Below are 25,110 nucleotides of genomic sequence, written 5' to 3' on the forward strand. Positions count from 1 at the left end.
AGAGAACCCGCTTAAATCGGGCTGGGTATTGATTTCTTACTGAGTAGTGACTGGCTGAACAGACTGGCTAATAAGGCGAGCATGCCAGCGGCCAAAGCGATCCAGGCGACCTGAGCAGCCCCGGTTTGATCTGAAAGTTGTCCGCCGACCGACACTCCCAGGGAAAACCCCAGCCAACCCGCACTGGAAAGCCAGGAGAAGCCTTCTGACAGGCAGCCTTTGGGCGTTAACGATTCCAGCAGGTTACTGCAGGTGATTAATAACGGCGCCACCGATAAACCGGCAATAAAAGCGGAGAACCCCATGACGATCGGGGAACTGGTGAACACCAGGGGAACAGTACCGGCACACAGCGTGGCAGAGGTGAGTAACAGCAGCCGTGGCTGCGGTATAGACCAGTTCATGGCACCATAGCAGAGCCCTCCCACCAGGCTGCCCGCGGCACAAATAGACAACAACACGCCAGCCAGCGTGGGATTGCCTGCCTCTTTGGCAAAGGCGATCATCATCACATCGATCGAGCCAAGAAATATCCCCACCGCTGCATAGGAGATCATCAGGCTACGAACCCAGGCCATGCTAATGGCTCTGCGGTTTTTTTCATCGACCCTTTGCACAACAACCGGTTCTGAACGCCGATGCAGCACCAGCGCCATCGAACCACTGAAGGTGAATACGGCGCATAAAACCAACCCCGCAGCGGGGTGTAATACCGTGGCTAAAACAATGGCGACCAGCGGCCCCAACAAGAAAATAATCTCATCGAGTACGGTTTCTAAAGCATAAGCGGTTCGCAGAGCCTCATCGGTGACCATTGCCGCCCAACGGGTGCGAATAAAGCCATCTACCGGCACTGACGAGCAACCAATACCCATAGCGGCGGCCATGATTGCCCATAAGTGGGCATTAAGAAAGACCAGGGCAATCAGTAAAGCTATGGCCATAACGTGACAACAACAGGTAACAATAAGCACTTTGCGTTGGCTGAATCGGTCGGCAAAGCCCCCGAGTATCGGGCTGGCCAAAGCCTGGGTAATCATTAAGGTTCCGGCGACGGTACCCGCGATCCACAGCGAATTGGTAGTAGCCGATAACAACATAATGCAACTTATAGAACGCATCGCCACCGGAAAGCGAACTAATAGCCCAAACAAAGAAAGCACGGCATGCCCGGGACCAGACAGTAATCGGGTATAGGAACCAAAACTGAATTTAGACTCAACGGCATTTGTTTCCATAAAGTACTCTCAATAATAAAATCGCTTATGCCCAAGCAACTGAATATATCAACAACAATATATCCCCTCACTTATCAGGTTAGGTTTTCGAAATAGAGAAAATAATTTTAAATTTTATTTATGCGTGACGGCGCGAGTGTCTAATAACACGCTAATAAATTAAAATCGTCCGTTTAAAACTTGGTTATTTATGCATCGTTAGCATTGAAATTATCGTGATGAACAATGATTCATTCACTACTGTGTAAAAGTAAAAATTCCTTATAAATTTATTTAATACGATGGGCATTAACAATTAGCAACGCTAATCATTATTTACAAGAGCGTTTTTGCATCGCATTGATGCGTTATTGCATTATCAAGTAAATAGAATCAGTTACAGATAGATTAAGGGGTAAATGTAATTTTTGGTTCGCCCCCAGCGCCTTTTACAGCAGAATCTGTCGGGTAAAACGAGGACACAACATCGCCGAAGGTAAAACTGTGCTGTAATCGGCATCTTTCTTATCTATTGGAGCCAAGTTTTGTCGCTGCGGTTTATTTATGATGAAGGTTTGGCGCGCTGGGACATTGGCCCTGACATTGAACATTATGCGAGGAGAAAAACATGGCTACAGGCATTGGCGGTTGCACGGCGCAACAGGCCCTGGAACAACTGCAACCGTTAACGGATAATCCGCCTGCAATCGCCGCCGGAGAGTATCGGCAACGTATTCAACACGCACAGCGCCTGATGCGCGAAAACGGCATTGACGCCTGCTATGTCAATGCGGGCAGCAACCTACTGTATTTTACCGGAACTCCATGGTCACCGAGCGAACGCATGGTCGGCGCAGTGATCCCGGCCGAAGGTGAAATCGCCTATATCGCCCCCTGGTTCGAGATCGGCACCTTCAAAGACGCACAGGTGATTGAGGCCGAAATCTTTAGCTGGCATGAGGAAGAAGACCCCTATCGACTGTTCTTCAGCGTGCTGGCTTCTCGCGGGCTGACAGGTGCTGGCCGCCAGCACAAAGTGGCGATTTGCGAAACCGCTTCGGTCACGCTGTTCCTCGGTCTGCAACAGTATGCAGGGGACAATAAACTGGTCAGTGCCCTGCCCATCACCGGTGGCTGCCGCAGCCGAAAATCGGCGACGGAAATCGCGCTGATGCAAACCGCCAATAACATTACCTTGCGGGTACAACAGGCTGCGGCCAGTATCTTGCACCCAGGGATCACCGCCGACCAGCTGATCGACTTCGTCGATAAAGCCCACCGTAAAATGGGCACCAGTGGCTCTTATTTCTGTATTGCGTTATTCGGCTCCGATAGCGCGTTTCCGCATGGCGTGAAGCAACCCAAACCGCTGCAAAACAACGATATCGTGCTGCTGGATACCGGTTGCCGCTACAAGGGTTACCTGTCCGATATCACCCGTACCTATGTGTATGGCGAACCCAACGAACGGCAACGCTTCGCCTGGCAGGCGGAACATGACGCACAGGCGGCTGCCTTTGCCGTTATCGCACCGGGTGTACCCTGCCATAAAGTGGATGACGCGGCGCGCGATGTGCTGGTTTCTCATGGCTTCGGACCGGATTATCAGTTGCCGGGCCTGCCACATCGCACCGGACACGGTATCGGGTTGGACATTCACGAAGCGCCGTATCTGATCCGCAAACAGCAGCAACAGCTCGATGTTGGTATGTGCGCCAGCATCGAACCTATGCTGTGCCTGCCGGGTGAGTTTGGTATCCGCCTTGAAGACCATTTTTACGTCACTGAAGACGGCGCTCGCTGGTTTACCACGCCGGCAAAATCCCTTGATGATCCATTTGATTTAGCTGGCTGATCATCCCCCGGGCGGCGTTGCCGCTCGGATTTAAATATAATATTAATATCGACCATGTTTAATAAAATCATTTAATTATACAATTTAGTGCAATCACTAATTAATTAAAAATTTTTTATCTGTCAGATAAAATAACTCTTGATATAAAAATAGTTGTGAGTTAAAAACTAACCGTCCCATTCAAAGATGAATATAACAATAAATTATACATTCAAATGGAGTTGATGATGAAAACAATTGATGTAGCCTTGTTAGACTCGATCGCCGGTGGCCGTGGCAATAATGGCGGCGACCGTGTAGATAATGGCGGCAGAAACAGAGGCAGAACCAGCAACACCAGTGGCAAGGCTGATAATGGTGGTTATTATAAGAAACAGAGTCAGGAGACAACAAACTGTAGTGCTGGCATTATCGGCGGCATGATTGCAGGAGCTGCTGGCGGACCGCTTGGTCTCGGATTAGGACTTATTGGTGGATCACTTGCTGGTGGGTGCTTCACGAACAAAGGTTCTAATGGTGATAATAATAGCAATACCGGAAATAAAAGCTCTAATTGTAATGGTTCAATTGGTGGCTCGTGCCGTATCTAGACTAAAAATCATAGGCGGTAGTTTATTATTACCGCTCTATATATTAGAGCCGCATTATATATGACAAAGAAAATTAGGCCGTTACTTATACTTTTAGCTATAGTTTCCAGCAGCCCTTTTCTTAGCGGTGCTGGAGTGCTTAATCCTGGTTCAGGCTTGGCCGCGCCGGCAGGTATGTCTCAATTAGTCATTATCATTGCCACCTTCTCTTTTTTCATTTCGTTATTTTTTAAATTATTCGATATTTTTACAAAGTCTTCAGCATGAAAAGAACATACTGGACAATATCAGTTTTAATTGGGATGGTTTTATCCTCTATTTTATTAGCGGGTGCAGGCATCGGCGTTGATTATCTTTACACTGCGCCAGAAAAAATATCAAAACTTATCGTTGCCATGTTCTTTTCACTTTCCATTATTGTTTTTATATACAAAATCATCTGTGTGATTTTCAAAAAAACATAGATAAAACCGCCCCACATATGAGAATATACGCGGGCAGTTTATTTTTATGCTGAATAAATAAATTAATAGATGTCATCACAAAGGCACACTTATTTAATATTCAATCGCTTGGCCAATCGATGCAAGTTACCGCTGTCCAGGTTCAATTTACGTGCGGTCGCCGCCCAGTTCATCTCACATTGCGCCAAGGTTTTCTCAATCACGCTGCGCTGGAAATGTTGCGTCATCGTCGCGAGATCCGCCTCAATAGCTGTCTCTGGCAGTGCTTCATCGCTGATCCCGGTCGGCAAAGAGCCGGCCTTTATAGTGAAATGCGCCGGCAACAGTTGTAGCTCGCTGCTGTTTTGCTCCGCGCGAGCTAAAATCGCCGCCCGATAGATGACATGTTCCAGTTCGCGAATATTCCCCGGCCATGAATACTGCTCGAGCGTGAATAATGCTTCTGCGCAAAGCGTTAACTGCACCAAACCCAGCTTGATGCGGCAACGTTCGCAAAAGTATCCCGCCAGCAGGGCAATGTCGCTGGCTCGCTCGCGCAACGGTGGCACGAACAGCGGAAACACGCTCAGCCGATGGTATAAATCCAGCCGGAATGCCCCATCAACCGCCGCCTGTTTGAGATTACGATTAGTGGCCGCTAAAATTCGTACATTAACGCGCTTGACCCGATCATCCCCCACTCGCTGGAGATCGCCGTATTGGATCACCCGCAACAGCTTGGCCTGCAGCGACAGTGAAAGCTCACCAATCTCATCGAGAAACAGAGTGCCATTGTCCGCCATTTCAAATTTGCCGGCGCGGTGCTGAATGGCACCGGTAAATGCCCCTTTGACGTGGCCGAACAGTTCGCTTTCCGCCACGCTTTCCGGCAGAGCGGCGCAGTTAAGGTAGACCAGCGGGTTGGCAGCCCGCGCCGATCCCTGATGGATCGCCCGCACCACCAGCTCTTTACCTACCCCGGTCTCTCCGGTGATCAAAACGTTGAGTTCGGAACCGGCAACGATGCTGATTTCCTGCTTAAGTTGCTGCATAACCGGCGAAAGTCCGATGATCTCATCATTTTCTCTAGGCGTGCTTACCCCTTGCGATGCCAGCGGAGACAACGCCTGCCTCTCCAAGGCTTCAACCAATAACGCATTGTTTAGCGCCCCCGCCGCTAATGCACTGATTAACCGTAGTTCTTCATCGCTGAAGCGATCAAATTGCAGCGGGTCCAGACTGTCAAAAGTCAACGCACCGATTAAATCCTGTTCGGCAAACAAGGGCAGTCCAATGCAGGCATGAACCTTAAGTTGGTCATGGCCGGGGATCAAACCATCGTAGGGGTCCGGTAAATCGCTATCCGCGGGGAAACGCACCACGTCACCGGCGCGGGCAATCGCTTCCAGGCGCGGATGGGCATCCAGCGCAAAGCGTCGCCCCAGAACATCCTGAACCAAACCGTCAATCGCCAATGGGCGGAACTGCTGCCCTTCAAAGCGCAGTAAGGCCGAAGCATCACAGCGCAGCAGGCGGCGCAAACTGTTGATCAGGCGTTGAAAGCGGTCGCCTTGTGTCAGGCCGCTTTGTAATTCGATAGCGATGGTGGCAAGGGACTGTATGGAGAGGGTCATAATGTCATTCCGACACTTAATTGTCATATGGACAATGTTACGCCTATGTCAGAATGACATCAATAAATAATTATCACATAAAAAACAACAATATAAAAACTGGCACGCTGTTTGCTAATTACAAGTATCGAAACCCAGTAAACGACAATAAGGTAATGAGCATGGCAATTCAGGTGAAAAATAATATCCAGTGGGTCGGTCAACGTGACTGGGAAGTGCGTAATTTTCATGGGACAGAATACAAAACCTTGAAGGGCAGCAGCTATAACAGCTATCTGATCCGTGAAGAGAAAACCGTGTTGATCGACACGGTGGACCATAAGTTTAGCCGTGAGTTTGTACAGAATCTGTCAGCGGAAATTGATCTCAAAACGCTGGATTACATCATCATCAATCACGCAGAAGAAGATCACGCCGGGGCGCTGACCGAGTTGATGGCGCAAATCCCGGGAACGCCTATCTACTGTACCGAAAATGGCATTGATTCAATCAACGGTCACCATCATCACCCAGAGTGGAACTTCCACGTAGTCCACACCGGTGACAGCCTGGATATCGGTAATGGTAAACAGCTGATCTTCGTTGAAACGCCGATGCTGCACTGGCCGGACAGTATGATGACCTACATGACTGGCGATGCCGTGCTGTTCAGTAATGACGCCTTTGGCCAGCATTACTGCGATGAGCATCTGTTTAATGATGAGGTTGATCAAAATGAATTGTTTGAACAATGTCAGCGTTACTACGCCAATATCCTGACCCCGTTCAGCCGGCTGGTGACACCAAAAATCAACGAGATCCTCGGTTTCAACCTGCCGGTAGACATGATTGCCACCTCACACGGCGTGGTATGGCGCGATAATCCGACGCAAATTGTGCAGCGCTATTTAGAGTGGGCGGCGGATTATCAGGAAGATCGCATCACCATTTTTTACGACACCATGTCCAACAACACCCGCATGATGGCGGACGCTATTGCACAGGGCATCAACGAAGTTGATCCGCGGGTGGCGGTGAAGATTTTTAACGTGGCGCGTCATGACAAAAACGAAATCCTGACTAACGTGTTCCGTTCCAAAGGCGTATTGGTGGGTTCGTCGACCATGAATAATGTGATGATGCCAAAAGTTGCCGGGCTGTTGGAAGAGATCACCGGGCTGCGTTTTCGCAATAAGAAAGCCTCGGCCTTCGGCAGCTACGGCTGGAACGGTGGCGCGGTAGACCGTATTCAAACCCGTTTGATGGACTGTGGTTTTGAAACCACGCTGGCATTGAAAGCCAAATGGCGTCCCGATGGCGATATGCTGGCAGTCTGCCGTCAACATGGTCGGGATATCGCTCGTCAATGGGCTTTAACCTCCTTGCCTTTGACGACGGCAGCCCCAGCGCCTGCAGCTGCCGTCGCTCAGCCACAGCCACAACCACAGCCACAGCCACAACCACAACCACAACCACAACCACAGTCTGAAGTACCCTGCGCCAATGTCGATACCGATACCAACGCCGATGCCGATCTCGGGCCGCGCATGCAATGCAGCGTCTGCCTGTGGATCTACGATCCAACGTTGGGCGAACCCATGCAAGATGTGGCCCCCGGAACCTGCTGGCAAGATGTGCCGGATGATTTCCTGTGCCCGGAATGCGCAATGGGCAAAGACGTGTTCGATCCCCTCGCTTCGGAGGCAAAATGAACCCTGGCATTCTGATCGTTGGCTCCGGCTTTGCCGCCCGACAGCTGGTAAAAAATCTGCGCAGGCTCAATAGCGAGGTTCCGATCCGCCTGATTGCCGCCGACAGCTGTGATGAATATAACAAACCTGAGCTGAGCCATGTGATCAGCCAGAATCAAACTGCAGATGCCTTAACGCGGCAAACCTGCGGCAGCTTTGCCGAACAGTTCCAACTGACGTTACACCCAAACACGCGGATCACGGATATTGATACTCAGCATAAAAGGGTGTGCAGCGGCGAGCAAAGCTGGCAGTACGACAAACTGGTTTTGGCGGTCGGTGCTTCGGCTATCGTACCGCCGGTGACCGGCAATGAACTGATGCTGACGCTCAACAGCCAGCAGGAATATCGCGACGGCGAATTGACACTGCTTCAGGCGCAGCGAGTGCTGATCCTGGGCGGCGGCCTGATCGGGTGTGAATTGGCGATGGACATGTGCCGGGCCGGTAAACAGGTCACCCTGGTGGACAGATCCGGCAGCCTGCTGTCGGCACTGATGCCGATTGAAGCCAGCAGCCGTTTGCACCATTGTCTGCAACAGATGGGTGTCGAAGTGCTGCTCAACCAGCAACTGAGCGCCTTGATACAACAAGACGGTGGCATACAGGCAACGCTGGGGAATGGACGTCAATTATCGGTTGATGCGGCGATCGCGTCGGTCGGACTGCGCCCGAACGTTGGGCTGGCGCGCCAGGCTAATCTGCAGGTGGATCGCGGCATCCGGGTGAATAATCGCTTACAGACCTCGCAGATCGATGTGTACGCCCTCGGCGATTGCGCAGAGATTGATGGCCAACTGCTGCCATTCCTCCAGCCGATACAGTTTAGCGCCATGGCCCTGGCGAAAAATCTGCTGGGTGCCGAGGAAGGCGTGAAGCTGCCGGCCATGCTGGTCAAGGTGAAAACCCCCAGCCTGCCGCTGCACCTGGCAGGGGAAACCCATCGTCAGGATTTGAGCTGGAACATTGTCGCCGAACAACAGGGCATGATTGCCAAAGGTTTTGATCGGCAACAACAGTTGCGCGCGTTTATCGTTAGCGAAGACCATATGAAACTGGCCTTCGGCTTACTGAAAGAATTAAACGCCCTGACAGCAGAAAGTTGATGATGACCCACCTGCACACTCTGAGCATTTAACGATGCCCTACGCCAACTGGGGTTAATCAGTTGGCGTAGCCCTTAAAATAGATTAGTTTTAAGCTCTGACTTACTCCGGCACTGGATGCTATGACTATCAATTCCCCCCTACCACAAGCTGTTTCCAGCCCTGTTACGCGCCACGCTATTTTCCTGGTTGCTACCTTGTCACCCGCCCCTGCACAGCTCGCAACGGTGCGTGGCTGGTGCGCTGATATCAGCGGTGTGATCCGTTCCGTCGGCAAAAGAGCCCCGGCAGGAAACTTGTCCTGCGTCTGCGGATTTGGCTCAATGGCCTGGGATCGGTTATTCGGCCAACCCCGTCCGGCACAACTTCATCCCTTTGGCGCAATAGGCTCCGGCGACCGCGTGGCTGTCTCAACCCCCGGCGACATCCTGTTGCATATCCGCGCCGACGAGATGGATCTGTGCTTCGAACTGGCCACCCAGTTAATGAACAAGCTCGGCGACGCCGTGACGGTGATTGAGGAAGTGCACGGCTTCCGTTACTTCGACCAGCGCGCGATGATTGGCTTTGTCGACGGCACCGAAAACCCGGAGGGAAATGACGCAGTCAACTACACGGTGATCGGTGATGAAGATGGCGCGTTTTCCGGCGGCAGTTACGTGCTGGTGCAGAAATATCTGCATGATATGAAAGGCTGGAATGCCCTGCCCGTCGAAACGCAGGAGGGCATTATTGGCCGCCACAAGCAATCCAATATTGAACTGGATGAAGACGTGAAACCTTCGTCATCCCACAGTTCGTTGACCACGCTGGTGGATGAGCATGGCGATGAAGTCAAAATCCTGCGCGACAACATGCCATTTGGCAAACCCGGCATGGGCGAGTTTGGCACCTACTTTATTGGTTACGCGCGCGCTCCCCAACCGATCGAGCAAATGCTGGAAAACATGTTCATTGGTCGACCGGCCGGCAATTACGATCGCCTGCTGGATTTCAGCCGTGCGGTCACCGGTAGCCTGTTCTTTGCCCCTTCGGCGACTTTGCTGGAAGAACTGGCCGATCGTAATACCTGAGACTTGCACATAACTCTTGCACGATAACTCTTGCACGATAACTACAGCAGCAGCGCCAACTCCATCGCCGTGCGCTGCAGCCGTGGCAGCACCCGTTCGCGCAATTCCGCCGCCGAAATTTGCGAGGCATTGACGCCCACGTTCATCGCCGCCACCACACCGCCCTTGCGTGAATGCATCGGCACCGCGATGGAACGCAGGCCAATTTCCAACTGTTGATCGTTGATGGCGTACCCTTGCCGCCGCACCTTGGCCAGTTGTTCACGCAATTGATCGGCACTGGTCACGGTGAATTCGGTCAGCGGTGCGAAACTCACCCGTGACAGATAATCGTCCAACTGTTCTTCATCCAGCGCACTGAGCAACACCAACCCCATAGAGGTGGCGTAGGCCGGCAGACGACTGCCGCGTCCCAGATCAATCGTCATGATACGCTTCACCGAGGCGCGGGCGATATACAGGATGTTGTCACCGTCCAGCGTCGCCACCGAGCAGGATTCGTTCAGCAGCTTACTGAGATAATCCAGCGAGTTCTGCGCCGCTTTCGCCAGCTCGGAAGAAGAAAGATAGGCATGTCCAATAGTCAGCACTCGCGGCAGCAGCCGGTAATGGCGGCCGTCAGGGCAATGCACAAACCCCAGCGCACGCAGGGTGTACAGGCAGCGACGCACTGCCGCACGCGGAATACCGGTAATTTGGCTGATTTCAGAAACCGACATTTGAGAATACTGTGGCTGGAAGGCCTGTAGCACCTCCAGTCCTCTGGCCAACGACGCCATAAAATTGGGGTCGCCCTTATACTGATCGTTGCTTAAATCCCCGATCTCCTGCAGCCGACGCAACTCCCCAGCACCAAACTCAGATACATCACCCATCCTGACCTCCGACTCACATAGAGTTATCTGCATCACAGAATTAACAGCCAAATGATTAACGCTTCGATAATCGCACAACATGCTGATATTCGCACTTGCTGCTTGAATTTTCATCCCATAAATTGATTCAAGACCCATTACTGCAGCGCTGACAGCTTCGCAGCGTGCCGAGGAGAGCAAATGATCGATAAGAGTGTGGCATCCGCAGACGCCGCCGTCGCTGATATCCCTGACGGCGCGACCATTATGGTCGGCGGCTTTGGCCCCGCCGGTCAGCCCTATGCCCTGCTGGACGCCCTGATCCGCCACCGGCCCCGCGGGTTAACGCTGATCAGCAACAACGCGGGCAACGGGGATTTTGGGTTAGCGGCGCTGCTGAAGGCCGGTTGTGTGAGCAAAGTCGTCTGTTCCTTCCCGCGCCAGTCGGACTCCTGGGTATTTGACGATTTGTACCGCCGTTGCGAACTGGAGTTGGAGCTGATCCCGCAGGGTAATCTGGCGGCACGGATCCAGGCCGCCGGTTCCGGTCTTGGCGGTTTTTACACCCCAACCGGCTACGGCACCGAACTGGCACAAAGCAAAGAGACTCGCGAGATCGACGGCAAACACTATGTGTTCGAGCTGCCGCTAAAAGCTGACTTCGCACTGATCAAGGCCGACAAAGGCGATCGCTGGGGCAACCTGTTGTACAACAAAACCGGGCGTAACTTCGGGCCGATCATGGCTATGGCGGCCGCCTGCACCCTTGCCGAGGTTAATCTTATGGTGCCGCTGGGGGAGCTGGATCCTGAAAATATCATTACGCCGGGGATCTTCGTGCAACGTCTGGTGACCGCGCCCGATCACTCAGCGCCACTGTCGGCTTAAGGAACGCACCTATGACCAAACTCACTCATCAGCAGTTGGCCGAGCGCATTGCGCGCGACATTCCGGAAGGTGCCTACGTCAATCTGGGTATCGGTATTCCAACCCAGATCGCCAACTACCTGCCGGCGGATAAAGAGATCTTCCTGCACAGCGAGAACGGCATTCTCGGCATGGGCCCGGCACCGGCGGCCGGCCAGGAAGATCCCGAACTGATCAACGCCGGTAAACAGCCGGTGACCCTGCTAAAAGGCGGCTGCTTTTTCCACCACGGCGACTCCTTTGCCATGATGCGCGGCGGCCACCTGGATATCTGCGTGCTCGGCGCTTATCAGGTCTCCGAACGCGGTGACCTGGCTAACTGGAGCACCGGCGCACCGGGGGCGATCCCGGCGGTTGGCGGCGCGATGGATTTGGCAATCGGCGCCCGTCAGGTGTTTGTGATGACCGAACACCTGACCAAAAAAGGCGAATGTAAAATTGTCCGCCATTGCACTTACCCCCTGACCGGCGTCGGCTGTATTGATCGTATTTACAGCGATCTGGCGGTGATGGACGTCACCCCACAGGGCCTGGTGGTGCGCGAAATATTCGGCGGGTTGACCCCACAGCAATTACAGGAAGTCACCCCGGTCGAACTGACCTTTGTCCTTCAACACGGAGAACAGCCGCATGAATCCCGCCTACCTTTGTGATGCCGTCCGCACGCCTTTTGGCCGACTGAACGGCAGCCTGGCCAGTGTCCGCGCCGACGATCTGGCCGCCCTGCCGCTGAAAGCGCTGCAGGCGCGACATCCGCAACTTGACTGGGCGGCGGTGGATGACGTGTTGTTCGGCTGCGCCAACCAGGCTGGGGAAGACAACCGCAACGTGGCACGCATGGCGCTGCTGCTGGCCGGGCTGCCGGTGCAGATCCCCGGTTGCACCCTCAACCGCCTGTGCGGCTCCAGTCTGGACGCAGTGGCGATGGCGGCCCGGGCGATAAAAACCGGCGAAAGCGAGCTGATGATCGCCGGCGGTGTCGAGAGTATGTCTCGGGCACCCTTCGTGATGGGCAAGGCGGAAAGCGCCTTTAGTCGAATGATGAAACTGGAAGACACCACCATGGGCTGGCGGTTTATCAACCCACAGATGAAAGCGCTGTATGGCGTGGAGTCTATGCCGCAAACCGCCGAAAACGTCGCCCTAAAGTTCAGTATTAACCGTCAGGATCAGGATGCCTTTGCCCTGCGCAGCCAGCAGCGCACCGCCGCCGCGCAGGAAAGCGGTTTTTTCGCCGACCAGCTAATTGAGGTCAGCATTGCCCAGAAGAAAGGCGACCCGTTGCGGTTCTGTCAGGACGAACACCCGCGTGCCACCACGCTGGAAGCCCTGGCGAAACTGAAGCCGGTGGTGGATCCGCAGGGCACGGTGACGGCCGGTAATGCCTCCGGGCTGAACGACGGGGCTTGCGCACTGCTGCTGGCCGGCGAACTCGGGGTGACTCGCCACGGGCTGCAACCGATGGCACGCATTGTCGCCAGCGCCGTTACCGGGATCGAACCCTCAATCATGGGCTTTGCCCCGGCGGAAGCGGTGCGCAAGGTGTTGAAGATTGCCGGGCTGAGCCTCGACCAAATGGACGTCATCGAGCTTAACGAAGCCTTTGCGGCACAGGCGCTGGCGGTGACCCGTGACCTGGGATTGCGTGACGACGCCGCTCAGGTGAATCCCAATGGCGGCGCCATTGCCCTCGGTCATCCACTGGGCGCATCCGGTGGCAGGCTGGTGATGAACGCCGCCTGGCAATTGCAGAAAACGCGTGGCCGCTACGGCTTATGCACCATGTGTATTGGCGTCGGCCAGGGTATTGCACTGATTATCGAACGGGTGTGAAACGGGGAAAGAACATGGATATCGATTATCGCCTTGATGGCCGCGCCGGGGCACCCTTGTTGGTGCTGTCCAACTCGCTCGGTACCACCTTCGACATGTGGCTGGCACAGTTGCCGGTGCTGAGCGAACACTTTCATCTATTGCGCTATAACCAGCGCGGACACGGTGCTACGCCGCTGCCAGCGACCCCGCTGCGGCTTGAAGATCTGGGCCAGGATGTGATCGCCCTGCTCGACCATCTGGACGCGCCAAGCGCTCATTTTTGCGGTATTTCGATGGGCGGCCTGACCGGGTTGTGGCTCAACCGCTACCATCCGCAGCGCATCAAGCGGTTGGTGGTCGCCAATACCGCCGCGCGCATCGGCAGTGCCGAAGGCTGGCAACAGCGCGCCCAACAGGTGCGCAACTCAGGGCTGACACCGATCGCCGCAGCGTCCCCCGCTCGCTGGTTCAGCGAAGCCTTTTTGCGGCAATACCCTGAACAGGTTGCCCCACTGGTCGCCGGGCTGGCAGCGGGCAGCGCCGAAGGTTACGCCGCCTGCTGCAATGCGCTGGCGGTGGCCGATCTCCGCGCCGAAGTGGCGTCCATGACGCGGCCAATGCGAGTGATCGCCGGTGAGCAAGATCCGGTGACGACGGTGGCGGACGCCGAATTTCTGGTCGCCAACGCGCCGCGAGCCGAACTGTTACGGCTACCGGCTTCGCACATTTCCAACATTGCCTGCCCGGAGCTCTTCAACCGCAGCGTTGTCGCGTTCCTGACGGGAAAACACATAAAGGATTAATCCGCCGTAATCCGCCGCCCCTGCGCATCAATCACCGCTTCGCCATCTTCTTTACTGAACGGGCCCTGCTGCGCATCCGGAAGAATATCCAGCACCACTTCTGATGGGCGACACAGCCGGGTTCCCAGCGGTGTCACCACTATCGGCCGATTAATCAAAATCGGTTGCTGCAGCATAAAGTCGATCAGTTGATCGTCGCTCCAGCCCCTATCCGCCAGCCCCAGAGTTTCGTAAGGCTCGACATTTTTGCGCAGCAACGCACGAACAGAGATCCCCATGTCGGCAATCAGCCTGACCAGTTGTTCGCTACTGGGCGGAGTCTCCAGATATAAAATCACCTCCGGCTCCACCCCGCTATTGCGGATCAGCGCCAACGTATTGCGCGACGTGCCGCAAGCCGGGTTGTGGTAAATCTTGAAGTTGCTCATGACGGTTCTCTCTTGAGTTAAGCCTAAAGCGACAGGCGCAACGCCAGGGCGCTCAGCGCGACCAGCAGCACCGGGATCGTCATCACGATGCCCACGCGGAAATAATATCCCCAGGTGATGACAATGTTTTTCTGTGACAGCACATGCAGCCATAACAATGTGGCCAGACTGCCGATTGGGGTAATTTTCGGCCCCAGATCGCTGCCTATCACATTGGCATAAATCATCGCCTGCTTGATCACGCCCTCGGCGTTGCTGCCGTCAATTGACAAGGCCCCTACCAGCACCGTCGGCATGTTGTTCATAATAGAAGACAGAAATGCACTCAGGAAACCGGTACCCAGCGTGGCCGCCCATATTCCCCGATCGGCCAGATCGTTGAGCACACCGGCCAGCATGGCGGTTAACCCCGCGTTACGCAGACCGTAGACCACCAGATACATCCCCAGTGAGAAAATCACGATCTGCCAGGGGGCACCTCGCAGCACTTTACCGGTGTCGATGGCCTGGCCTCTTTTCGCCACCACCAACAGGATCAACGCGCCAACGGCGGCGACCAGGCTGACCGGCACGCCGAGCGGTTCCAGGCCAAAGAACCCCACCAGCAGCAATACCAATACGCCCCAACCGGCTTTAAAGGTCGGCAAGTCACGGATTGCCTCACGAGGCGGTCGCAGCAACGTCAGGTCATAACTCTGCGGAATATCTTTACGGAAGAACAGATGCAGCACCCCCAGCGTGGCGACGATGGCGGCTATGTTCACCGGCACCATCACCGCCGCATACTCGGTGAACCCCAGTTGGAAGAAATCCGCAGAAACGATATTTACCAGGTTGGACACCACCAGCGGCAGGCTGGCGGTATCGGCAATAAACCCCGCCGCCATCACGAATGCCAGGGTGGCTCCCGGGCTGAACCCCAGCGCCAACAGCATCGCAATCACAATCGGCGTCAGGATCAGCGCCGCGCCGTCATTGGCGAACAACGCCGCCACCGTAGCCCCTAACAGCACAATATAGGTGAACAGCCAGCGTCCTTTACCCTTGCCCCAGCGCGCAATGTGCAGCGCCGCCCACTCAAAGAAACCGGACTCATCCAGCAGCAGGCTAATCACAATCACGGCAATAAAGGTGGCGGTAGCGTTCCAGACTATCTGCCAGACCAGTGGAATATCATTGATGTGAACCACCCCGGTCAGCAACGCCAGCACCGCCCCAAGGGATGCACTCCAGCCAATGCCCAGGCCTTTAGGTTGCCAGATCACCAAAATGAGAGTCAGGATAAAAATTGCCCCGGCCAGCACCATCACAACTCCTTAGCGGCTCACGCCAAACACATATGAAATTTCGAATATATATGGTTAAATTTTTTATCGTTAACGACAGATAATCCCATTACCGGCAGCCCGTTGCGCCAGCTCGTTCACCTGTTGCTGTTGACTAAGGTAAGCCTGTTCAATAATTGCCGCCGCCCAGGCCGGCATATGTGGCGACAGCCGGTAGTAGATCCACTTGCCGTCACGCCGATCAAGCAGCAAGCCGCTTTCACGTAACATGGCAAGATGACGGGAAATTTTAGGTTGTGACTCGGCCAACGCCCCGGACAACTCACAAACGCACAGCTCCCCCGCCTGGCGCAACAGAAGCACCAGCGTCAGACGAGTCTCTTCCGACAAATTTTTAAACAGTTGCAGTGGTGTCAGTGAGGTCATGCACGCGCTCCTTGAGTCAAGACCGTCATCATAATTCGTCTGCAGAGAATGTCAAAAAAACATATTCGAATTATCGAATATAACCAGGCAAGCAGCAAAGTCTCGATGGAGGATTATAATTACCGCAACGCTGTTTCTCTGAGGGATGAACTATGCCGTTAGCATTCAAACGCTCGCAAAGACTCTCCATTGGCACAGAAATAGAACTGCAGTTGGTTGATATTGAGAGCTATGATCTCACCGACAAGGCCGATCAGGTGGTAACGGATCTTGGCGACAATAAACGCATCAAGCATGAATTGACCAAATCAATGGTGGAACTGAACAGCTCGGTGCACACCAATATTGACCTGTTGCACGACGAACTGCGGGAACTGACCGCCAGCATCCGCCTTAGTGCACAAAACTTCGGTTGTGACGTTTGTGGCGGTGGCCGCCATCTGAGCAATGACTGGAGAAAACAGGTCATTACCGATGCCCAGCGCTATCAGCAATTAGCCAGCCGCTTCGGCTATCTGTCCAAGCTGGCCTGCGTGTTTGGTCAACATATTCATATCGGGGTCAATGACGGCGATGAAGCCATGTATCTGTGCCACGCTTTAACCCCCTACTTTCCCCATTTTATTGCCCTCAGCGCCTCTTCTCCGCTCTACCAGGGGGTAGACACACTGTTTGCCAGTTCGCGTTTCAGCGCGCAAAACTCCTTTCCCAACTATGGCTGTCTGGAGCAGATCTACAATTGGGAACAGTTCAATGTCTATTATGAACGGCTGAGTGCCGCCGGCGTGATCGACAGCATCAAGGATATTTATTGGGATGCTCGACCCAAGCCGGAACTGGGAACGGTGGAGATCCGTATCTGCGATACGCCACTGCATATCTCCCACGCCGTGCTGCTGGTAGGTTACTGCCGCCTGCTGGCCGGCTTTTTGTTGTCGCACCGCACTGAAATAGCCCCGGAATATTACGCCTTTACCAACTACAACAAAATCAATGCCTATCGCAACGGTTTTGACGCCGACTACGTCGACGCCACCACGTTGAAGCGCAGCAGCCTGACCTCACATATGCTGACCACACTGGCAGCGCTACGCACTGACGCTAACGATCTGGAAACACAAAGCTTGCTGGACAAGATTGAGCGCCATGTCAGGCTCGGGGTGAACGACTCGGAACGAATTCGGCAGATGCTGGATAACGGCCTGTCGCAAAAGCAGATAATTCAACGACTGTGCGACGAGCTATTGCAACCGGCGAGTTAAGTTTTAGCTATCGATTCCATACGCCAAAGCGTCTGTTCATTATGTGCTCTTTGGTTACAATCGTTAGCACTGAAATCCACCGTTACGAGGGCTACTATGTACAACTTCTCACGTTATCAGGCAAAAGAACTGGCGCTGGCTTATATGAGCGGCAAAAAACACGACCTGTCACCGCAGGAATTTCTGCAGCAGTTGAAAAGCAGCGAAAAATCGTTCGACTATTTGTTGAAGCACGGCAGCGAACAGCCGCGCGAAGTGTTGGTACAAAGCTTCTGAAGCACGCAATACCGCCCGCTTCACCGGTGGCGAGCCATCTGGCCCGCGTATTCCCGGCTTAACGGCGAGGGATTTCATCACCGACGCGGTAGGTCCCAATAAGGTCGTTCTCCACCAAGCTGAGCCAGCAGGAAATCGACGAAGGCCAATACTTTAGCCGGCAGGTATTTTCGCTGCGGGTACACCGCATAAATAGCATGCTCCGGCAGCCTATAGGCCGACAACACTTCAACCAACCGCCCCTGCGCAATATCATCCCCGACAATGAAGGTCGGCATCTGGCAAATTCCCAGACCGCCAAGCAGTGCTGCGCGCAAAGCCTCGCTGTTATTCACCTGGTAATTCCCTCGCGGCTGAAAACGCACCGCGCCCATCGGCCCCTCAAACTGCCATTCACTGCCACCACGGAAATAGCTGTAAAATAAACAGTTATGCTGGGCCAATTGTTCCAGATCTGCCGGTGTTCCACAGCGCGCCAAATATGACGGTGCCGCGCACAATACGCTGTGACAGGGCGCGATACGCCGGGCGATCAAGCTTGAATCGGCAAGCCGACCGATGCGGATCGCCAGGTCATAACCCCCTTCGACCAAATCGACCAATTGATCATCCATCATCATATTGATCTCCACCTCCGGGTAAGCCGCCAGAAAATGGGCGATCAACGGGGCCACATGCAAACGGCCAAACACCATCGGCACACTGATCCGCAGACTGCCCTGCGGCTGTCCCTGTAGACGGGTGACCGCATCTTCCCCCTCTTGCGCCACCACACAGGCATTACGGGCGTAGCCAAAATACTGTTCACCCGCTTCGGTCAGACTCAGGCTGCGGGTCGTGCGCTGTAACAACTGCACGCCAAGCGAGCTTTCCAACTGGGAAATTCGTTTGCTTACCGCTGATTTTGTAATGCCCAACCGTCGGGCGGCAGCTGAAAAACTTTCGCATTCCACTACTGCCACAAACACCGGGATCGCTGCAAAGTTATCATTCATCTATCGTCAACTTTTACTCAACAATGAGTTTCTATTTTAGTGGATTATGTTTAAAAAAAAAACAATATAGCCTGTTCGCCCATCTAAACATAAAACGGACACCAAGATGCGCGAACATTTTTCCCATCCCCTGCTGGCATTGGTCGCCGGCGCATTGCTGGCCCTGATGATCAGCATCAACAGCGTGCTGGCCAGCTATAATTCTCCGCTGCTTGCTTCATGGGTCGCCCATGGCGTCGGTGCAATCACCGCCTGGCTACTCTTGCTGTTACTGAGTCGCCGTGCCCCGGGGTCTTCTTCGACATCGGCCGCGGTTCCCCGTTGGGCCTATTTTGGCGGCATTCCCGGTGCCCTGACGGTGGTGTTGGCGGCTATCACCGTTAACAGCCCACTGGCACTTTCCGGCAGTCTGGCACTGATGCTCACCGGCCAGGTTTTATTTGGCATGTTGTCCGACAGCTGCGGCTGGTTTGGCGTGCTGAAACGCCGTCTAAGTGCCAACGACATTATTGCTACGCTGCTGATCCTCTCCGGCTGCGCCCTGCTCATCTTCCTGAGATAATCCCCATGATCACTTTGATACTCCTCGCATTGTTCAATGGCGTTTGCATCAGCATCAGCCGCGCGGTCAACGGCCGTCTGGCGTTGGATCGCGGCGCTTTCTCGGCCTCACTCTGCAACCACATCGTCGGTTTTCTGTTCCTCAGCCTGCTGCTGGCAATGGTCGGCGGCTTCAATGGTGACTCCTTTGGCCAGGCTCCCTGGGGAGCCTATCTTGGCGGGCTTATCGGCGCGCTGTTTGTCGCCCTGAACAGCTATGTGCTGCCGCGTCTCGGTACCCTGCGCGCTGCACTGTTGATTATCAGTGGCCAGATGTTGGCAGGGGTCGTTATCGACCGCCTGCGCGACAGTAATGGGTCTGCCGGGTTGCAGATACTCGGCGTGGGCCTGATCTTGCTGGGTGTCTATTTGGCCAGGATGGAAAAACCCCTGATGACGCTGATACATGAGCGCATTAAATTACTGGGCTAATTTCGCCTCTGGAGACGAATAACTATTAAATTCGCATTGAGATACGAATAATTGACATATTCGTATTTAGATGCGAACTTTACGGATAATTCATCGCTTTAGAGCAGAAAAAGGCATGGCAGCACAAGTCAGCGTAATCACCGGCGATTTGGTTAACTCCCGTCGGTTAGACACCACTCACTACATCAGCGAGTTAAATGCCCTGCTTGGCCAACTGCAACAGGCTAAGCTTATTCAGGCGTTCGAGATTTTCCGCGGTGATGCCTTTCAGGCCGTGGCGGAACCGCAATCCGGTTTGCTGCTGGCGGTATATATCCGCATTGCGCTCAAAGCCATGGACTCGCCACACTGGGATGCCCGCATCGCCGTAGGTCTGGGCACTGCGCAGGCAGATACCGCCGGCTATGGCAGCGCCTTTGTGAATTCAGGTCAGGCGTTGGACGGCCTGATGAAAAATTGCCGGCTGGCTCTGAAAAATGATAATGACCAGACAAATGCCATTGTCAGCGATCTGTTGCCAATGTTAGATCATGTGGTTAGCCGTCTCTCGCAGACCGAAGCGCAGATCGTCCAGGCGCGCATCTTCGCCACCACCAGCCAGGAGGTGGCGGAAAAATTGCAGAAGGCCGCCTCCACGGTCTCCGCAACGCTCAAACGCGCGGCCTACGAGGAAATCATGCGATTTATTAACGCGATTAACAGGATTACCTGATATGGATTTGAGCTACGCGCCGTTGCTGGTCTGGTTGCTGATCGTCCACTTGCTTGCCGATTTTCCGCTACAGTCGCCTCGTTGGGTCGAGGATAAGATCCGTCACCGCGCTGGTTCCCGCTTTCTGCTCGTACACGCCTTGCTGCACGGCATACTGGCTGCCTGCGCCGTGGCTGGTTTTGCCCTGTGGCATGGCGGTCTGTCCGCTTCTCAGGTGTTAGCCACCCTGCCGGTTATCGCCATCAGCCACTGGCTGATCGATCTGCTGAAAGTCACTCTATTGACGCGCCTCAGCCAGGCCAGTGGTTTTCTGCTCGATCAAGGCCTGCATCTGACGGTGATTGTTCTGCTGTGGCTGTCTTTCACGCCGAACGCTCACGGCCTGCTTAGCGCACTGGCGGCCGCCGTCACCGGCTGGCAATCAGGGCTGGTACTGTTGGCTTATTTATTGATTTATATGCCGATGGGCATTCTGATTGGCCAATTACTGGCGCACTGGACGCCACAGATGTCGCCCTCGGCCAAAGCGGATAACGATTCACTGTTACGCGCGGGCAAACAAATAGGTTATCTGGAAAGGACGCTGATCCTGACTTTCGTGCTGATCGGGCAGATACCCGCGGTCGGTTTTTTGCTGGCGGCCAAGTCGATCTTTCGCTTTGGCGACTTGCGGCAGAGTGATGACAAAATGCGTACCGAGTATGTGCTGCTCGGTACGCTGTTTTCTTTTACGCTGACCATCATGCTCGGTCTGCTGGTGAAAAAATTACTCTAGGGGCGAAGTTATCCGCCCTTTTCCGCAATAATTACAACCACTCGCCGAAGCGACGGATATAGAAACGCTTCATCAACTGAGCCACTACGCAGTAGCTGACCAACGTGCCGGCCAGCCATGGGAAGTATTCCCACGGCAGCGGCTGCAGCCCAACCAAAGCGCCAAGCGGTGAGAACGGCAGATAGATACCCAGTGCCATCACCAATATCGTGGTCAGCAGAACCGGCAATGCGGCGGTGCTCTGAATGAACGGGATCTTCTGGGTACGCAACATATGTACCACCAGCGTTTGCGACAGTAACCCCTCAATAAACCACCCTGACTGGAACAAAGCCTGATGCTCTACGCTGTTGGCGGCAAACACGAACCACATCAGCGCATAGGTAGTGATATCGAAGATGGACGAGGTCGGCCCAATCCACAGCATAAAGCGGCCAATGTTTTTCGCATCCCACTTGCGCGGTTTACGCAGGAACTCTTTGTCCATCTTGTCCCATGGCAGCGACAGCTGGGAAATATCGTACATCAGGTTCTGGATCAGCAGGTGGATCGCCAGCATCGGCAGGAACGGAATAAATGCGCTGGCGACCAACACCGAAAACACGTTGCCGAAGTTGGAGCTGGCAGTCATGTTCAGGTATTTGATGATATTGCCGAAGGTCTCACGTCCCTTGATCACCCCCTCTTCCAGCACCATCAGATTTTTTTCCAGCAAAATGATGTCTGCCGACTCCTTGGCGATATCGGTACCGGTATCCACGGAAATACCCACGTCGGCATCGCGCAGCGCCGGTGCATCGTTAATACCGTCGCCGAGGAAACCGACGGTATGGCCATTCGCCTGCAACATCTTCAACACGCGCGACTTCTGCAACGGTGTCAGTTTGGTAAACACCGTGCGCTGTTCCACCTCACGTGCCAGCGTAACGTCGTCCATCTCGGCAATTTGCGGACCGGAAAGCGGCTCGCCGGGCTCCAGCCCAACATCACGGCAAATTTTGCAGGTGATCACCGGGTTATCGCCGGTCAACACCTTCACTGCCACGCCGTTTTCCTGCAGGGCGGCTATCGCTTCTTGCGCACTTTCTTTCGGTGGATCGAGGAACGTCAGTACGCCCTGGATCACCATATCGCGCTCATCGGCTACGCTCAGTGGCAAGGCGTTTTTCTGTTCCCCCAGTTCGCGGGTCGCCAACACCAACACGCGGAAACCATCCTCATTGTACTGGGCGGCCAGCGCTTGCAGCGCCTCACGCCGGGCCGGATCCAGCGGGACAATCTGCTGCCCTTCACGCATATGGGTAGCGATTTCCAGCATTTCCTCCACCGCCCCTTTGCAAATCAGGCGCTGTTGGTGGTTTTCATCTGCCACCACAATTGACAGACGGCGACGTACAAAATCAAAGGGGAGCTCATCAACCTTGCTGAAGCGGCCCAAAGCTTCAATACCCGGCTTGCCGCGCCCAAAGCGGATCACCGCCTGATCCATCAGGTTTTTCATCCCGCTCTGGTGGAAGCTGTTCAACCAGGCCAGATGCAATACCTCATTATCTCTGACGCCGCTGACGTCCAGATGGTGTTCGAGGATGATGCGATCCTGAGTCAAGGTGCCGGTTTTATCGGTACACAGCACGTCCATCGCGCCAAAGTTCTGAATGGCATTCAGCCGTTTGACCACCACTTTGCGCCGTGACATGGCAATAGCGCCCTTCGCCAGGTTAGAACTGACGATCATCGGCAGCATCTCTGGCGTCAGCCCGACAGCAACCGCCAGGGCAAACAGCGCCGCTTCGCTCCAGTCACCTTTGGTAAACCCGTTGATCAGCAAGACGATGGGCACCATCACCAACATAAAGCGGATCAGCAGCCAACTGACGCTGTTCACCCCGCGATCAAACGCGGTTTGCGAACGGGAACCGACAATCGACTTTGCCAGCGAACCAAAATAGGTGTGGCCACCGGTCGCCACAACTACCGCGGTGGCCGTCCCGCTGGCGACGTTGGTGCCCATCAGGCAGATGTTCGACAATTCCAGCAGCGCATGCTCACTGGAGACTTCGTCCTCGCTCGATTTTTGGCTGACGTTGCCCATCGCATCGTATTTCTCGATCGGGATCGCCTCCCCGGTGAGGATCGCCTGACTGATAAACAAATCGCGTGAGGCCAGCAAACGCACGTCCGCCGGTATCATATCGCCGGCAGAGAGCTTAATAATATCGCCCGGCACCAACTCGCGGATCGGTACTTCCAGCGTCAACGGCTGCGCGCTGTAGCTGCTGCGCCGCAGGACCGTGGCGGTGGTGCGCACCATGGATTTCAGCGTTTCAGCCGCTTTGTTGGTTCGGTATTCCTGCCAAAAACGCAGTAACCCACTGAGTGACACCATCAACAGTATGATGATCACGCCGGTAAGTTCAGTTTCTTCACCACGCTGAGCGGGCAACCAGTAGTCGGTAAAGAAACTGATCGCAGCCAGCACCATCAGCACAAAGATAAACGGGTTATTAAATGCAGCGATTAGCTGCACCAGCGCGTGTGGCGCTTTCTCATGAGCGACCTGATTAACACCAAACTGCTCCAGACGTTCGACCGCATCGTCCTGAGTTAAGCCATTGCGGTTACATTTTAAATTGGCCAGCGTTTGATCAACGCTGTTTTTCGCCTCTTGGGCGATGGCATAAGACGTCGCTTTTTTATCACGACGACGTACGGTTTCGTTAATATAAGTCATAACGCTATTCTCTTATTTTACTCTGCGCACAGGGTTACCCCGCCCGATTAACAGGTGAATAAGCACAGAGTGGAATTTATTTTATTGGCGTAATTAACGCGCTTTATTTACGCGCCAGATACGCTGAGTCATTAAGCTTTCGGGGTCACCGTCCATGACGCCTCCTTATCACTGAATACAGTGAATATTAATCAATACTTAAACGGGTAATTCAGAAACGATACGCCAGCGTACCGCGCTAACGCTCTTTTCCAGACTGACGCGGCAGACAATGCCCTCTATTTCCTTTTGGACTGAGGGGTTTGCAGTTATTTCTGCACAAACCTCGAGTTGACCCGGAATGGAAATATCTGCACTGCGCAGGGATTGTAATCTTAATGCCACGCCATTCAGCGCCTGCAATATCAGGGTTCGTACCAGTATTTCATCCTGCTCGCCGCAGGTAACCTGAATGCGGTAGCAAACCTCCAGATCGGTTGCCTGTTGCTGGGGTTGCAGATTGATGCGCTGCGCCGCTTCACGCAGCAGGATATTCGCGCACAGGATCACCAGCGTCGCCAACACTGCATTCCAATACTCACCCAGGCCGCACAGCACGCCAATTGCCGCCGAGCACCACAACGTAGCGGCGGTATTCAAACCGCGAATATTCAGCCCTTCACGCATGATGACCCCGGCCCCCAAAAAGCCGATACCGGAGACAATTTGTGCGGCAACCCGCCCGGCGCTGGAAGGATCGGTAGACATGGAACTGAGAATAAACACCGCCGCACCGGTGGCCACCAACGCATTGGTTCGCAGGCCGGCCATACGCTGGCGCCACTGCCGTTCAGCGCCAATAACTGCGCCCAGGCTCATCGCCAGTAATAAATTTAAAACAAAAGGAGTCATAGCCATGACTTTCCCCTTAAATAACTGCAGGAGATAAAATCATGTGCTTTTTAGCACACGCGAAATCGCGCTGATAATAGATCAGCGGTTGAGCGTATCAGTGCCTGGAGGGAATAGGCTGTGGCTGAAAATGGCCATAATAGCGTCCAAATAAATTCACCCGATGCCATTAGGCAGCAGGGACAACAATAAGATTCGGGTTTGCACAGCTCGGAATAACTTGAGAGGGGTGCTGCCCGCCGTTTTCGG

General features: G+C 54.2%; 25 protein-coding genes. 16 read left to right on the forward strand and 9 right to left on the reverse strand.

Annotation, left to right across the window (positions count from 1 at the left end):
* Positions 1-11: 11 nt before the first annotated feature.
* Complete coding sequence (locus QOT07_RS15730) at positions 12-1,238, reverse strand: MFS transporter (RefSeq protein ID WP_207978369.1); 1,227 nt, start codon at positions 1,236-1,238, stop codon at positions 12-14.
* A 607-nt stretch (positions 1,239-1,845) separates the two neighbouring features.
* Here QOT07_RS15730 and QOT07_RS15735 point away from each other — a divergent pair.
* The 3 genes from QOT07_RS15735 to QOT07_RS15745 all read left to right on the forward strand — a co-directional run bounded on the left by QOT07_RS15735 (position 1,846) and on the right by QOT07_RS15745 (position 4,126).
* Positions 1,846-3,072, forward strand: coding sequence for a M24 family metallopeptidase (locus QOT07_RS15735; RefSeq protein WP_219016569.1), 1,227 nt, complete (start codon positions 1,846-1,848; stop codon positions 3,070-3,072).
* Positions 3,073-3,296: 224 nt separating this feature from the next.
* Positions 3,297-3,662 carry a hypothetical protein gene (locus QOT07_RS15740; protein WP_283603500.1) on the forward strand — a complete coding sequence of 122 codons (366 nt, stop codon included), beginning with the start codon at positions 3,297-3,299 and terminating at the stop codon, positions 3,660-3,662.
* A 263-nt stretch (positions 3,663-3,925) separates the two neighbouring features.
* Positions 3,926-4,126: a hypothetical protein gene (locus QOT07_RS15745; protein WP_283603501.1), complete on the forward strand. Its 201-nt coding sequence runs from the start codon at positions 3,926-3,928 to the stop codon at positions 4,124-4,126.
* Positions 4,127-4,215: 89 nt separating this feature from the next.
* Here QOT07_RS15745 and norR read toward each other — a convergent pair whose 3' ends face one another.
* A complete protein-coding gene (gene norR, locus QOT07_RS15750; RefSeq protein WP_283603502.1) occupies positions 4,216-5,739 on the reverse strand; it encodes a nitric oxide reductase transcriptional regulator NorR in 1,524 nt (507 codons plus the stop codon).
* A 161-nt stretch (positions 5,740-5,900) separates the two neighbouring features.
* On the opposite strand from norR, the gene norV reads away from it, so the two are divergent.
* From norV to QOT07_RS15765, 3 genes are all read left to right on the forward strand, one after another.
* On the forward strand, positions 5,901-7,430 hold the full coding sequence (norV, locus tag QOT07_RS15755) for an anaerobic nitric oxide reductase flavorubredoxin (protein ID WP_283603504.1): 1,530 nt from the start codon (positions 5,901-5,903) through the stop codon (positions 7,428-7,430).
* Complete coding sequence (gene norW / locus QOT07_RS15760; RefSeq protein ID WP_283603505.1) at positions 7,427-8,575, forward strand: NADH:flavorubredoxin reductase NorW; 1,149 nt, start codon at positions 7,427-7,429, stop codon at positions 8,573-8,575. Before norV ends, norW begins: the two co-directional genes overlap by 4 nt.
* A gap of 122 nt (positions 8,576-8,697) precedes the next feature.
* Positions 8,698-9,648, forward strand: a complete 951-nt coding sequence (locus QOT07_RS15765; RefSeq protein WP_262260235.1) for a Dyp-type peroxidase — start codon at positions 8,698-8,700, stop codon at positions 9,646-9,648.
* A 41-nt stretch (positions 9,649-9,689) separates the two neighbouring features.
* Here the strand turns inward: QOT07_RS15765 and QOT07_RS15770 are convergent, their stop codons facing one another.
* Positions 9,690-10,523: an IclR family transcriptional regulator domain-containing protein gene (locus QOT07_RS15770; protein WP_099064707.1), complete on the reverse strand. Its 834-nt coding sequence runs from the start codon at positions 10,521-10,523 to the stop codon at positions 9,690-9,692.
* A gap of 180 nt (positions 10,524-10,703) precedes the next feature.
* Here QOT07_RS15770 and QOT07_RS15775 point away from each other — a divergent pair, with 180 nt between their 5' ends.
* Genes QOT07_RS15775 through pcaD form a run of 4 tightly spaced genes read left to right on the forward strand, consistent with a single transcriptional unit; the run spans position 10,704 to position 14,047 of the window.
* Entirely contained in the window at positions 10,704-11,390 is a 687-nt protein-coding gene (locus QOT07_RS15775) for a 3-oxoacid CoA-transferase subunit A (protein ID WP_283603506.1), read from the forward strand.
* Between the two features lie 11 nt (positions 11,391-11,401).
* Positions 11,402-12,082, forward strand: a complete 681-nt coding sequence (locus QOT07_RS15780; RefSeq protein WP_085117387.1) for a 3-oxoacid CoA-transferase subunit B — start codon at positions 11,402-11,404, stop codon at positions 12,080-12,082.
* Complete coding sequence (gene pcaF, locus QOT07_RS15785) at positions 12,060-13,262, forward strand: 3-oxoadipyl-CoA thiolase (RefSeq protein ID WP_283603507.1); 1,203 nt, start codon at positions 12,060-12,062, stop codon at positions 13,260-13,262. The genes QOT07_RS15780 and pcaF overlap by 23 nt, the downstream gene beginning before the upstream one ends.
* Positions 13,263-13,276: 14 nt before the next feature.
* Entirely contained in the window at positions 13,277-14,047 is a 771-nt protein-coding gene (gene pcaD, locus QOT07_RS15790) for a 3-oxoadipate enol-lactonase (RefSeq protein ID WP_283603508.1), read from the forward strand.
* Here pcaD and arsC read toward each other — a convergent pair.
* From arsC to QOT07_RS15805, 3 genes are all read right to left on the reverse strand, one after another.
* Complete coding sequence (gene arsC / locus QOT07_RS15795; RefSeq protein WP_283603509.1) at positions 14,044-14,475, reverse strand: glutaredoxin-dependent arsenate reductase; 432 nt, start codon at positions 14,473-14,475, stop codon at positions 14,044-14,046. The two genes, pcaD and arsC, sit on opposite strands and share 4 nt — an antisense overlap.
* Positions 14,476-14,498: 23 nt before the next feature.
* Positions 14,499-15,782: an arsenic transporter gene (locus QOT07_RS15800; RefSeq protein WP_099064713.1), complete on the reverse strand. Its 1,284-nt coding sequence runs from the start codon at positions 15,780-15,782 to the stop codon at positions 14,499-14,501.
* Positions 15,783-15,851: 69 nt separating this feature from the next.
* Positions 15,852-16,187 (reverse strand): metalloregulator ArsR/SmtB family transcription factor, encoded by a 336-nt coding sequence (locus tag QOT07_RS15805; protein ID WP_283603510.1) that lies wholly within the window; start codon positions 16,185-16,187, stop codon positions 15,852-15,854.
* A 152-nt stretch (positions 16,188-16,339) separates the two neighbouring features.
* Between QOT07_RS15805 and QOT07_RS15810 the strand changes: the two genes are divergently transcribed.
* Both QOT07_RS15810 and QOT07_RS15815 read left to right on the forward strand, forming a co-directional pair.
* Entirely contained in the window at positions 16,340-17,449 is a 1,110-nt protein-coding gene (locus tag QOT07_RS15810; protein ID WP_099064715.1) for a YbdK family carboxylate-amine ligase, read from the forward strand.
* Positions 17,450-17,545: 96 nt separating this feature from the next.
* Positions 17,546-17,725 carry a hypothetical protein gene (locus QOT07_RS15815; protein WP_012145763.1) on the forward strand — a complete coding sequence of 60 codons (180 nt, stop codon included), beginning with the start codon at positions 17,546-17,548 and terminating at the stop codon, positions 17,723-17,725.
* 77 nt (positions 17,726-17,802) lie between these two features.
* Here QOT07_RS15815 and QOT07_RS15820 read toward each other — a convergent pair whose 3' ends face one another.
* Positions 17,803-18,720 (reverse strand): LysR family transcriptional regulator, encoded by a 918-nt coding sequence (locus QOT07_RS15820; protein WP_099064716.1) that lies wholly within the window; start codon positions 18,718-18,720, stop codon positions 17,803-17,805.
* 106 nt (positions 18,721-18,826) lie between these two features.
* Between QOT07_RS15820 and QOT07_RS15825 the strand changes: the two genes are divergently transcribed.
* From QOT07_RS15825 to QOT07_RS15840, 4 genes are all read left to right on the forward strand, one after another.
* Positions 18,827-19,282 (forward strand): DMT family transporter, encoded by a 456-nt coding sequence (locus QOT07_RS15825; RefSeq protein WP_219016581.1) that lies wholly within the window; start codon positions 18,827-18,829, stop codon positions 19,280-19,282.
* Between the two features lie 5 nt (positions 19,283-19,287).
* Positions 19,288-19,752 carry a DMT family transporter gene (locus QOT07_RS15830; protein ID WP_261416578.1) on the forward strand — a complete coding sequence of 155 codons (465 nt, stop codon included), beginning with the start codon at positions 19,288-19,290 and terminating at the stop codon, positions 19,750-19,752.
* A gap of 115 nt (positions 19,753-19,867) precedes the next feature.
* On the forward strand, positions 19,868-20,464 hold the full coding sequence (locus QOT07_RS15835) for a SatD family protein (RefSeq protein ID WP_219016582.1): 597 nt from the start codon (positions 19,868-19,870) through the stop codon (positions 20,462-20,464).
* Position 20,465: 1 nt separating this feature from the next.
* Positions 20,466-21,239, forward strand: a complete 774-nt coding sequence (locus QOT07_RS15840) for a DUF3307 domain-containing protein (RefSeq protein WP_283603511.1) — start codon at positions 20,466-20,468, stop codon at positions 21,237-21,239.
* Between the two features lie 31 nt (positions 21,240-21,270).
* Here QOT07_RS15840 and mgtA read toward each other — a convergent pair whose 3' ends face one another.
* Both mgtA and QOT07_RS15850 read right to left on the reverse strand, forming a co-directional pair.
* Positions 21,271-23,970, reverse strand: coding sequence for a magnesium-translocating P-type ATPase (gene mgtA, locus QOT07_RS15845; RefSeq protein WP_283603512.1), 2,700 nt, complete (start codon positions 23,968-23,970; stop codon positions 21,271-21,273).
* 198 nt (positions 23,971-24,168) lie between these two features.
* Entirely contained in the window at positions 24,169-24,867 is a 699-nt protein-coding gene (locus QOT07_RS15850) for an MgtC family protein (protein WP_283603513.1), read from the reverse strand.
* Between the last annotated feature and the right edge of the window lie 243 nt (positions 24,868-25,110).

The sequence above is a fragment of the Serratia proteamaculans genome (genome assembly GCF_949794035.1).
Lineage (GTDB): Bacteria > Pseudomonadota > Gammaproteobacteria > Enterobacterales > Enterobacteriaceae > Serratia > Serratia proteamaculans.